At 42.7% G+C, this 11,887-nt stretch carries 10 protein-coding genes; 8 read left to right on the top strand and 2 right to left on the bottom strand.

Annotated features, from left to right (window positions below; genetic code table 11):
• Nucleotides 1–33: 33 nt before the first annotated feature.
• The 4 genes from E1163_RS07875 to dapA all read left to right on the top strand — a co-directional run bounded on the left by E1163_RS07875 (nt 34) and on the right by dapA (nt 5,442).
• Nucleotides 34–1,914, top strand: coding sequence for a M1 family metallopeptidase (locus E1163_RS07875; protein WP_155170888.1), 1,881 nt, complete (start codon nt 34–36; stop codon nt 1,912–1,914).
• Nucleotides 1,915–2,020: 106 nt separating this feature from the next.
• On the top strand, nt 2,021–4,027 hold the full coding sequence (ligA, locus tag E1163_RS07870) for an NAD-dependent DNA ligase LigA (RefSeq protein WP_155170887.1): 2,007 nt from the start codon (nt 2,021–2,023) through the stop codon (nt 4,025–4,027).
• Nucleotides 4,028–4,033: 6 nt separating this feature from the next.
• Complete coding sequence (locus tag E1163_RS07865; RefSeq protein WP_155170886.1) at nt 4,034–4,549, top strand: DUF6913 domain-containing protein; 516 nt, start codon at nt 4,034–4,036, stop codon at nt 4,547–4,549.
• On the top strand, nt 4,549–5,442 hold the full coding sequence (gene dapA, locus E1163_RS07860) for a 4-hydroxy-tetrahydrodipicolinate synthase (protein WP_155170885.1): 894 nt from the start codon (nt 4,549–4,551) through the stop codon (nt 5,440–5,442). Before E1163_RS07865 ends, dapA begins: the two co-directional genes overlap by 1 nt.
• Before the next feature lie 394 nt (nt 5,443–5,836).
• Here dapA and E1163_RS07855 read toward each other — a convergent pair whose 3' ends face one another.
• Nucleotides 5,837–6,013: a histone H1 gene (locus E1163_RS07855; protein WP_155170884.1), complete on the bottom strand. Its 177-nt coding sequence runs from the start codon at nt 6,011–6,013 to the stop codon at nt 5,837–5,839.
• A 109-nt stretch (nt 6,014–6,122) separates the two neighbouring features.
• Nucleotides 6,123–7,370, bottom strand: a complete 1,248-nt coding sequence (locus E1163_RS07850) for an aminotransferase class I/II-fold pyridoxal phosphate-dependent enzyme (RefSeq protein WP_343033780.1) — start codon at nt 7,368–7,370, stop codon at nt 6,123–6,125.
• Between the two features lie 166 nt (nt 7,371–7,536).
• Between E1163_RS07850 and accC the strand changes: the two genes are divergently transcribed.
• The 4 genes from accC to E1163_RS07830 are packed head-to-tail and all read left to right on the top strand — an operon-like array spanning nt 7,537 to nt 11,828.
• Nucleotides 7,537–9,033 (top strand): acetyl-CoA carboxylase biotin carboxylase subunit, encoded by a 1,497-nt coding sequence (gene accC / locus E1163_RS07845; protein ID WP_155170883.1) that lies wholly within the window; start codon nt 7,537–7,539, stop codon nt 9,031–9,033.
• A 13-nt stretch (nt 9,034–9,046) separates the two neighbouring features.
• Nucleotides 9,047–10,345 carry a DUF1015 domain-containing protein gene (locus tag E1163_RS07840; RefSeq protein ID WP_155170889.1) on the top strand — a complete coding sequence of 433 codons (1,299 nt, stop codon included), beginning with the start codon at nt 9,047–9,049 and terminating at the stop codon, nt 10,343–10,345.
• A complete protein-coding gene (locus E1163_RS07835) occupies nt 10,308–10,877 on the top strand; it encodes a Maf family nucleotide pyrophosphatase (protein WP_155170882.1) in 570 nt (189 codons plus the stop codon). The genes E1163_RS07840 and E1163_RS07835 overlap by 38 nt, the downstream gene beginning before the upstream one ends.
• A 9-nt stretch (nt 10,878–10,886) precedes the next feature.
• A complete protein-coding gene (locus E1163_RS07830) occupies nt 10,887–11,828 on the top strand; it encodes a CPBP family intramembrane glutamic endopeptidase (RefSeq protein WP_155170881.1) in 942 nt (313 codons plus the stop codon).
• The last annotated feature ends 59 nt before the right edge of the window (nt 11,829–11,887 follow it).

Raw genomic sequence — 11,887 nt, 5'->3', positions numbered from 1 at the left:
CCCAAATTCGATTAAACTTAAACGTAAATCTTAATGCACATTTATAAGAGACTCATTTTAAGCTACTTATTACTGATTCCCGTTCTGGGGATGGCTCAGCCGAAATCACAGTCGTACTGGCAGCAAAGAGCAGAATACACCATGGAAATAGACATGGATGTAAAAACACACCGGTTCAATGGCAAGCAGAAACTGGTTTACTATAACAATTCGCCTGACACGCTGAACAAGGCATACTACCACCTCTACTTTAATGCATTTCAGCCAGGAAGCATGATGGATGTACGCTCACTGAATATCGAAGACCCGGATAGCAGGGTTGGAAGCCGTATATCTCAATTGAAGGATGATGAAATTGGCTATCAGCATATCAAATCATTGAAACAGGATGGCAAAACAGTGACTTACAAAGTTGAGGGTACGATACTCGAAGTAAGGTTAAACAAGCCTATCCTTCCCGGAAGTAAAACAACTTTTGAAATGGAGTTTGAAGCCCAGGTACCTTTGCAGGTCAGAAGATCAGGCCGCAACAGTGCCGAGGGAATAGCCTATTCCATGACACAATGGTACCCTAAATTGAGCGAATATGATTACCTGGGATGGCATACCAATCCTTATATCGGCAGGGAATTTCATGGTGTATGGGGCGATTTCGATGTGAAGATCACTATAGACCCTTCATACACAGTTGGCGGTACAGGTTATCTGCAAAATCCCGACAAAATTGGCCACGGCTACCAAAAAGCTGGAACTGAAATAAAACAATCTGAAAAACCGTTGACATGGCATTTCAAAGCACCTAATGTACATGATTTTGCATGGGCTGCTGACCCCGATTACAAACACACTACAGCTCAGGTGCCAAACGGTCCTACCCTGCACTTCATCTATCAGGAAACTGAAGAAAACAAAGAAAACTGGGAAAAACTACCTGAATTCATGGTTAAAGCCATGCAGTTTATGAGTAAAAACTTCGGTAAGTATCCTTACGACCAGTATTCGTTTATTCAGGGTGGAGACGGTGGTATGGAGTACCCTATGGCCACGTTGATCACCGGTAACAGAAATTTAAACAGCCTGATCGGCGTATCTGTACATGAAATGGTACACAGTTGGTACCAGGGTGTACTGGCAACTAACGAAAGCCTGTACCCATGGATGGATGAAGGGTTCACCTCTTACGCTTCGGATGTTATTATGAAGCACCTGTTCGATCCTGAAAGTGACCGCAATGCCCATGAAGGATCATACAGAGGCTATTTCTTCATGGCCAACAGCGGTCAGGAAGAGCCTTTGACCACACATGCAGACCAATACCATAGCAACAGGTCATACGGCATCAACTCCTACTCCAAAGGAGCTGTTTTCCTGCACCAGTTGAGCTACATTATTGGCCAGGAAACTTTCATGAAAGGAATGAAAAACTACTTCAACACCTGGAAGTTCAAACACCCTACATCAATAGATTTTATCAGGGTGATGGAAAAAACTTCTGGAATACAATTAGACTGGTACCTGGAGAAGTTCGTTTACACCACCGACCAAATCGATTATGGTATCAGAACAGTGGTTGGCGATGGCGATGCGACTTACGTTACTCTTGAACGCATTGGGGAAATGATGATGCCCATAGACCTGTATGTAGAGTATGAAGATGGCTCAAAAGAGATCTATTATATTCCTTTGAGAATAATGCGAGGTGCAAAAGAAGTAGAAAATACTCAAATTCAGCGCATGAACAAGGAAGCATGGCCCTGGACCTACCCTACTTACACTTTAAAGATCAACAATGCCGCGTCCAAAATAAAGAATATTGAAATAGACCCTACAGACCGAATGGCTGACATAGACAGGTCTAACAACAGCATGGATCTGAAAAGTGCCATGAAAGCATTTGAAGACCCCACAAAGTAATAATAACCTGCATAACAGGATAATTAGGAAAGATGAATTTCGTGTGAAATTCATCTTTCCTTTTTTTACAGACTTTGGTTAGATTTACGGCATTTACAAGTACGACATGACTAAGGAAGAAGCACAACAGGAGATAGCTGATCTCTCAAAAAAAATAAACCATTACAACGAACAGTATTACCTGAACGACACCTCAGAAATATCGGATTACGAGTTCGATATGCTCCTGGAAAAGCTGATCGAGTTGGAAAACAAATTTCCTGAATTTAAATACCCCGATTCACCCAGCCAGCGTGTAGGTGGCACGATAACCAAAAATTTTGATACGGTTTACCACAAAACCCCCATGCTCTCCCTCAGCAACACTTATTCAAAAGAAGAGTTGGAGGATTTTGACAGGCGTGTGGCCAAAGGGCTGAACGGTGAGTCGTATGAGTACTTCTGTGAGCTTAAATTTGATGGTGTTGCGCTTAGCCTTACCTATGAAGATGGCATGCTTGTAAGAGGCGTTACCCGCGGAGATGGCGTAAGAGGCGATGATATCACCAATAATGTGAGGACCATTCGTTCTATTCCTCTCCGGTTAAAGGGTGATTACCCTCAGGAGTTTGAAGCCCGTGGGGAGGCTTTTATGCCCAACAAGGTTTTCATACAATTAAACAAGGAGCGTGAGGACGTAGGAGAAGAACCTTATGCCAATGCCCGGAATACGACTTCCGGAACTTTGAAGATGCAGGATTCCGCTGCCGTTGCCAAAAGAAAATTAGACTGCTACCTCTACTCCATGAGTGGCGAAAACCTGGGTGTTGACACCCATGCCGGAGCCATTCAAAAATTAATTGACCTCGGCTTCAATGTCTCCCCTACCTTCAGGAAGTGCGCTAACATCGATGAAGTACTGAAGTATATAAAAGATTGGGAAGAAGAAAGAAATAAACTGCCATTGATCACTGATGGCATTGTAATCAAAGTTAACAGCTTTCCGCAGCAGGAAAGACTTGGATTTACTGCGAAGAGTCCTCGCTGGGCTATTGCTTATAAGTACAAGTCAGAAAATGCTGCAACCAGATTAAAAGATATCACTTATCAGGTAGGCCGTACCGGAGCTATTACCCCGGTAGCGGAACTACAACCAGTACTCCTGGCAGGCACAACCGTAAAAAGGGCATCACTTCATAACGCCAATGAGATCCAACGCCTGGACCTGCGGGTCGGTGATATGGTTTTTGTTGAGAAAGGCGGAGAAATTATACCAAAAATTACCGGCGTAGATCTTACAGCCCGGACACCAGGGTTGGAGCCTGTAGAGTATATCAGCCATTGCCCTGCATGCGGCTCCGCACTGGAGCGCGTAGAAGGAGAAGCAGTACATTACTGCCCCAACACCAAAGGGTGCCCTCCGCAGATCAAAGGCCGCATACAACACTTCATCCAAAGAAAAGCTATGGACATAGACTCTCTGGGTGAACGCACGATTCACATGCTTTTCGAAAAAGGTTTTGTAAAAAGCCCTGCTGATCTCTATGACCTTACCTTTGAACAGGTATATCAGCTAGAGGGATTCAAAGAACTGAGCACCAATAACTTACTAAAAGGCATTGAGGGTTCTAAAGAAACTAATTTCGACAGTGTACTTTTTGCTTTGGGCATCCGGTTCGTGGGCAAAACTGTGGCAGAAAAACTAGCCGCCCACTTTAAAAATATTGACAACATTATTGTAGCCAGCTACGATGACCTCATCAATGTCCCCGAAATAGGTGAAAGAATTGCCAACAGTGTGATTGACTTTTTCAAAGACCGTGAAAACGTAAGGGAAATAGAACGCCTGAAAGCTGCGGGGGTTAGCATGGAACTGGAAGAAGCTGATAATACCCAGGTATCTAATATTTTAGATGGCAAAACTTTCGTAATTTCGGGCGTGTTTGAAAGGTATAGCCGTGATGAGCTTAAAAAGGTCATCCAGGACAACGGAGGCAAAGTAATCTCGGCCATATCAGGAAAACTGGATTTTCTGTTGGCCGGAGACAAAATGGGACCAGCCAAAAAGGATAAAGCAGAGAAATTGGGGGTAAAGATTATCTCTGAACCCGATTTTGAAGCTATGCTCAAATAAAATACAATGCTTAGCAAAAAGATACTTTCATATAAAACCAAAGCTCTGGTTAAAAAGAGTAAAGTAGCCCGCAATAGTGTAAGCTATGAGCAGGCAAAAAGCATTGGTATTGTTTTCACTATAGATGACCTGGCCAAGCACGAAACGATTAAGCAGTTGGTTAGACGCCTTGAAAAGGACGGAAAGAAAGTTCAGGCACTCGCTTTTCTGCCGAAAGGCAAGGAAAACTTTGAATTCCTGTTTGATTTTTTCACTGACAAGGACGTGACCATGTGGGGAAATTTCACGGCAGATCAGGTCCATAGTTTTGTAGAGAAGCCTTTTGATTATCTTTTTTACCTGGATCAAAAAAGCAATCCACTGATCACAAACATTTTGGCTATGAGCAAGGCGAAGTGCAGGATCGGGAAATTTAATGAAGTGAACAATCAGCTCTGTGAGTTGATGATACAAACCCAAAATGGCAGTAGCATTCAACATCTGGCTGAGGAAATGTATAAATATACTAAAATATTAAGTTGATGCATAAATTACACGGCACTGGCGTAGCACTGGTGACACCTTTTGACAGCAAAGGAAATATTGACTTTGACGGACTGACGAACCTTCTGAAGTTTACAGCAGAAAAAGGTGTTGATTATTATGTTGTTCAAGGCACAACCGGCGAATCAGCCACTATATCAGCCAAAGACAAGGCCGAAATACTCAAATACACCAAACAAAACAATCCGCATCAGCTACCTATCGTTTATGGCATAGGAGGTAACAATACCGAAGAGGTCATCAAAACCATTAAGTCTACAGATCTTGACGGTGTAGAAGCCATTTTATCCGTAAGCCCCTACTACAATAAGCCCTCTCAGGAAGGCATCTATCAGCATTATATCGCTATTGCAGATGCCTCTCCGGTACCGGTGATCCTTTACAATGTTCCGGGAAGAACAGGTTCCAACATCTCTGCCTCTACTTCTTTGAGGCTTGCAAAGCATAAGAACATTATTGGAGTAAAAGAAGCCTCCGGCAACCTGGAGCAGGCCATGTTAATCAGCAGGGACAAACCTGAGGATTTCATGCTGATCAGTGGCGATGATATGCTTACTGTGCCGTTATACGCTATAGGTTCAGTTGGTGTTATTTCAGTGCTGGCCAATGGATTTGCCGATATATTTAAAGAAATGAAGGACGCTGCTTTTGCTAATGACTACAAAAAAGCCGCTGCCGCTGCTTTCCAATTGCTCGAGATCAACCCACTCATGTACTCCGAAAGCAACCCTGTAGGAATCAAACAAGTACTGAAGGAGTTTGGCGTATGCGATAACTTTGTAAGATTACCGCTTGTCTCAGCCTCTGAAGATTTACAGGCACAGATCAGCAAGGCAATGCACCAGATGAAAGCCGGCCTATCCGCCATATAATAGCCATAAGTAGAAGTAATTGGTAAACCCGGACAAAACAGCAATAGACGTGGTCTATTGATTTTCAGGAGCAAGCTTAATGTTACAAGCTTTATTTCTGATTGGTTTGTCGCATTGGTTTCAATTGATTCAAACCCAGTCCTGAAAGGGTGAGGTTTCTTCAGTCTTTGGTGTGTTACCTACGGTCTGTACTGATGAACAGTTCAGCTTTACCAAACTTTGAAAGTTTAGTAAAGCCGAGATTTAGTTCTGTTAATTATCTTCCTACGAATAATACCCTTGTCAGAAAGATATGTGGATAGAGTAGCGAGTTCTTTAAGGGTGAAATGTGTTAAATTAAAAAAGGGACAACTTGTGTTGTCCCTTTTTTATTTATTTGCTTAAAAGAATTAGATTATCCTTTGTTCTTCATATCTTGAACTTCAACTCTGATCTCCTGAGCAAGGTTTTTCAGATCTTGCATGCCTTTTCTAACTCTAGTTCCAGCAGCGTTATTATTCTTATCGTAGAATTTCTCGAAGTCAGACTCCAATGACATTACTAAATCTCTAAGTTGAGCAAATTTGTTCATACGTGATAAAATTTTAAGGTTATTGAAAATTTTCTACTATTAATTTTGAGGAGGCAATATAAGCAAAATGTTTATAATTCAACCAAAAACGGTCTTTTTTTTAACTTTTTTACTTAGTTATCGCAATAATTTCCTCTCTTCTGTAAACACCATTGTCAAGTTTATCCTTAACAGCGGCAAAAGCGTTAATTGTTTCCTCTACATCTTCCATAGAATGAACAGCAGTAGGGATCAATCTCAGCATGATCACATCCTTAGGTACAACAGGATAAATTACCATAGAGCAGAATATGTTGTAATTCTCTCTCAGGTCCATAGCCATGTTGGCACCTTCTCCCAGTCCACCTTTAAATAATACAGGTGTTACAGGGGATTTGGTGGTTCCTATATCGAAACCGTGTTTCTTAAGACCAGACTGCAAAGCATTTACAACCTTCCAAAGGTTATCCTTCAATTCAGGCTGCGTTCTCAAAAGTTCCAATCTTTTCAAGGCTCCTATTACAAGCGGCATAGGGAGTGTCTTAGCGAAGATCTGAGATCTCATCGTGTATCTCAGGTACTGAATAATGGATTGGTTACCACCTACAAATGCACCGATGCTGGCCATAGACTTGGCAAATGTAGAGAAGTAAAGGTCGATACCATCCTGAACACCTTGCTCCTCACCTGTTCCTGCTCCTGTCTTACCCATGGTACCGAAACCGTGAGCATCATCAACAAAAAGTCTGAACTGGTATTTGTCTTTAAGGGCAATAATGTCTTTCAGGTTACCCATGTTACCTGACATACCAAAAACACCTTCTGTAATGACAAGGATACCACCGCCTGTTTCGTCAGTGATCTTCTTGGCTCTTTGAAGTTGTTTTTCAAGGTTTTCAATGTTATTGTGAGGGAATACGAAGCGTTTACCCATGTGCAGTCTTACACCATCTATAATACAGGCGTGAGATTCCGCATCATATACGATAACATCTTTTCTGTCTACTACGGCATCAATGATTGATAATACACCCTGATAACCATAGTTAAGAAGCATCACCGCTTCTTTATCTATAAACTCTGCCAGCTTTTCCTCAAGCTCGATATGATGAACGGAGTTTCCTGACATCATTCTGGCGCCCATAGGATATGCAAGTCCCCATCTTTCAGCAGCTTCAGCATCAACTCTTCTTACTTCCGGGTGGTTTGCCAACCCCAAATAGTTGTTCAAACTCCACGTCAATACTTCTTTCCCGTTAAACTTCATTCTTGGAGCTATATCTCCTTCCAGTTTAGGGAACATGAAATAATCTTTCGGAAGATGCGAATGTTGACCTAAAGCGCCCTCTTCTACTTTTAATTTATCAAATAGATCCACTACAAATAAGTTTTATTATAAAACGTCCTTATACTTATAAAAAGCACACAAATCTAACATTAATAATGGTCTTGTCAAAAAGGCGCGTTTATTTTTAATGCGGCCTCAATTTCGTAAATAACAAATATTTAATTAGCATTGTGATTCATTTTTGAGGCCATTTGACATGAAGAAAATCCAGAAAATACTCATCGCCAACAGGGGCGAAATAGCATTACGAATCATTAGATCTGCACGGGAAATGGGCATAAAAACGGTTGCCGTGTATAGCGAAGCTGACCGTAACGCCCTGCATGTCAGGCATGCAGATGAAGCCGTTTGCCTGGGACCTGCCGCTTCTGCCGAATCATATCTGCGCAGCGACAAGATCATAAAAGCGTGCAAAGACCTCCATGTAGATGCCATACACCCCGGTTATGGTTTTCTGTCAGAAAACGCAGAATTCGCCAAACTGGTGTCTGAAAATGACATTATCTTCATCGGCCCTTCCCCGGAAGCCATAGAAACCATGGGAAGCAAGCTGGCAGCAAAGGCTGCCGTAGCAAAGTATGATGTACCTCTTGTGCCCGGTACCGAAAAGGCCATTGATGATATCGATGAAGCCAAAAGTATTGCCTCTGAAATAGGTTACCCGATCCTGATCAAAGCCAGTGCCGGTGGTGGTGGTAAAGGTATGAGGATAGTGACCAAAGAGTCGGAATTTGAAGAGCAGATGAAAAGAGCTATCAGCGAGGCTAAGTCCGCCTTTGGAGATGGCTCTGTATTTATAGAAAAGTTTGTAACGTCTCCACGCCATATTGAATTCCAAATCCTTGGAGACCAGCATGGCAACATCGTCCACCTTTTTGAAAGGGAGTGCTCTATTCAAAGAAGGCACCAGAAGGTTATAGAGGAAGCCCCTTCATCTGTACTTACACCCGAAGTAAGGGAAGCCATGGGAAAAGCGGCTGTTGGTGTGGCCAAAGCTTGTAATTACTATGGAGCTGGCACGGTTGAGTTTATTGTGGATGATAAGCTCAATTTTTATTTTCTGGAAATGAACACCCGACTACAGGTGGAGCATCCCGTAACTGAAGAAATTACCGGAATAGACCTGGTTAAGGAACAAGTAAAAATAGCGGAAGGCAAAAAGCTGGAGTTTAAGCAGGAAGACCTGTCATTCAGCGGCCATGCTCTGGAATTAAGGGTGTATGCGGAAGACCCGAAAAACAACTTCCTGCCTGATATTGGAAGATTGAATATATATAAAAGGCCTGAGGGACCGGGAGTTCGTGTTGATGATGGTTTTGAGCAGGGTATGGATATACCTATCTACTATGATCCGATGATTGCCAAGCTTACGGTGTATGCCGAAGACAGGCAGGCCGCCATCCAAAGGATGCTGAGGGCCATTGAAGAATACGAGATCAGTGGCATCGAAACCACCCTCGAATTCGGAAGGTTTGTGCTGAACCATGAGGCTTTTACCTCTGGTAATTTTGACACCACCTTTGTAGAAAGGCACTTCTCTCCTGAAAAACTGGAAACCAAGGAGCAAAATGATGAGCAAATGATAGCTGCGGCCCTCGCTGCCGTACTCCTCGAAGATACTAAACAACACAAAACTCAAAATGCAGCTAATTCCAGCCCTCGAAGTAAATGGAAACAGAGAGCCAGAAATTAGCACCAATCTACCCATGGCAGAAATAAAACCTTTAAGAGCGTGGCGTTATAACAGCGAGTTAACCTCCAGGATCGACGAACTCACCTCTCCCCTCTTTGATGTGGTATCTACCCGGCAAAGGGAAAAGCTGTATCAAAATCCATATAACAGCATCCATCTTTCAGTTCCAAGAGGTGAAAATGCAGCGGACAATGCTGCTTTACTGCTGGAAAAGTGGAAAAGTGAAGGGGTAATAGAACAAGATCCTATATATGGTATCTATGTCTACTACCAATATTTTACCTTACCTGGTAGCCACAAAGAGTATTGCAGAAAAGGTTTTATATGTAATATCCGTGCTTATGACTGGGACGATGAGGTTATTCTCAGGCATGAAAACACCATTCCCAAGGCAGTTAATGACCGGATAGACCTGCTTGAAAAAACACAGCTCAATGTGAGCCCCACGCACGGTCTGTATACTGATAAAGATTTTGAATTGGAGAAATATATGGATGACAGCATGAAGCATCCATTGTTTGAAACAGAAGATTATCAGGGCGTGAGGGATGTACTCAGCGTGATCCATGATGCTGAGGTCATCAAAAAATTCCTCGATGTGATCGACGATAAGAAGATCATCCTGGCTGACGGGCATCACCGCTATGAAGGCTCATTGATGTACCGCAAAAAAATGATGGAGCAGGAAGGGCACAAAGGCGATGAAGGCTACAATTACCATCTAATGTTCCTTACCAATACCGAAGCTGATGACCTGAGGATACTCCCAACACACCGGGTGATCAAAAACATCAGCAATTTCGATGAAAAGAAACTCATGGAGAAGTTCAGTGAAGACTTTATCATCAAACCGGTTGAAGATGCCTATAATATCAATGAGATAATACTGGGCAAGCAGTGGGCGTTCGGATTGCTTTTCAAAGACAGCGCCTATAAGGTGAGGCTAAAACCTGAGAAAATATCTGCCCTAAAATGGAATTTCCCTGATGAAGTAAAAAGGCTGGACCTTACAGTAATGCACTACTTCATTATTGAGAAGATATTGGGAATACCCGGCAAAGACCAGCGCACATCGGAAAATATAGAATTTGACCGTAGCTTCAGCGATTGTCTTGCAAAAGTCATCCGCGATGAGGCGCAAATGGCCATCATTACCAATGACATTACCATGAACGACGTAAAACAGGTGTGCTACAGTGGTTACCTGATGCCTCAAAAATCGACATATTTTTACCCGAAAGTAATCTGCGGTTTCTTATTTAGCTCTATAAAAGATGATGAATTTCAATCGCCCCCTCATTCTTGCTTCTAACTCCCCGCGGCGCCAGGAACTCCTCCGCAATGCAGGCTTTGAGTTTAAGGTAAAGACCAAAGAGGTAGATGAATCGTATCCTGAGGACACTCCTCCGGAAGAAGTTGCCAAATACCTTGCTGCCAAGAAAGGTGATGCCTATGGCAATGACCTGAAAGATGAAGTGGTCATTACAGCGGACACCATTGTAAAGCTGAATGATCAGATTCTGGGCAAGCCTGAAAATTATGAAGATGCCAGACGCATGCTTGAGTCACTATCCAGCAAAGAGCATGAGGTGATTACAGGGGTATGTATCAAAAGCCGTGACAAACAAATTGTTTTTGACGATACTACGCAAGTATATTTTAAGAAGTTATCCGAAGAAGAAATTGACTACTACATCACCAATTACCGCCCTTATGACAAAGCGGGAGCGTATGGTATTCAGGAGTGGATCGGCATGGTAGGTATTGAAAAGATAGAAGGGTCATTTTTTACCGTGGTCGGTCTGCCGGTCAATAAAGTGTATGAAGCGCTCCTTACTTTTTAATTAACAACCTTGAAAAAGATACTTCATTATCTGAAAGGCCATCTCAGGGAAGATTTTAGCCCGGGCTATTACAGCGCAATTGCCTTATTTCTCACTTTTTCGCTCATTTTCAATTATTACTTCGACTTTGAAGACTCGGTCATAGACAGTTACCACGGCAGCAGCATAAGAATACTCTATTATTTCCTTTTCTATGGCTTTGCCTATTACTCTGCAGTACTGATCATGGTAAGCTTTAAAAAGGACCGGTCACTGCTCAGCAACAGGGTTTTCTGGATCAAAAGTGCATCTGTGTTGGCTATATTGGCCTTGGATGCTGCTTTTCATTATCATGAGATACTCGTCAATCAGGAGCTAAGCTATCAACTGCACTACTGGGCAAAAAAAGTGGGTAAAAACCTGATCAATATATTTACCACGATCATCCCGCTATGGATAATTTATAAAGCACTGGATCAGAAACTGGAGAGCTTTTACGGACTGACATTAAAGGGCTTTGATTACAAACCTTATGTATTCCTGCTGCTGATCATGGTGCCTTTGCTTATAGCAGCCTCTTTCATTGACAATTTCAGCAATTTTTACCCTATTTATAAAGCCAACCCCGCCCCCTATTACCTGGGTGTACCTGAATGGGTACCGGCCATAATCTATGAGCTGGCATACGGATGGAATTTCCTGACCATTGAGCTGGTATTCCGGGGCTTTATGATCCTGGGCCTGGCATCTCTAATGGGTAGAAATGTGGTTATCCCGATGGTAGTAACGTATTGCTTCTTACATTTCGGTAAACCGGAAGGAGAAGCCATCAGCTCCATTTTCGGTGGTTATATACTCGGTGTGATCGCCTATGAGAGCCGTAGCATTTTGGGGGGCGTGATCATCCACGTGGGTGTAGCCTGGCTCATGGAGTTATTTGCCTGGTTGCAGCAGGTGCTGTTCAAGTCCTAACGATCAAGCTATACTCGCATCTTTTGATTGGATCCTTTATTTAGGGTCACCTTGAAAAT

Origin of the sequence: Fulvivirga kasyanovii (assembly GCF_009711405.1) — a bacterium.
GTDB classification, from domain to species: domain Bacteria; phylum Bacteroidota; class Bacteroidia; order Cytophagales; family Cyclobacteriaceae; genus Fulvivirga; species Fulvivirga kasyanovii.
The sequence above is the reverse complement of the archived record's forward strand: the minus strand, read 5'-3'. Positions and strand labels throughout refer to the sequence as shown.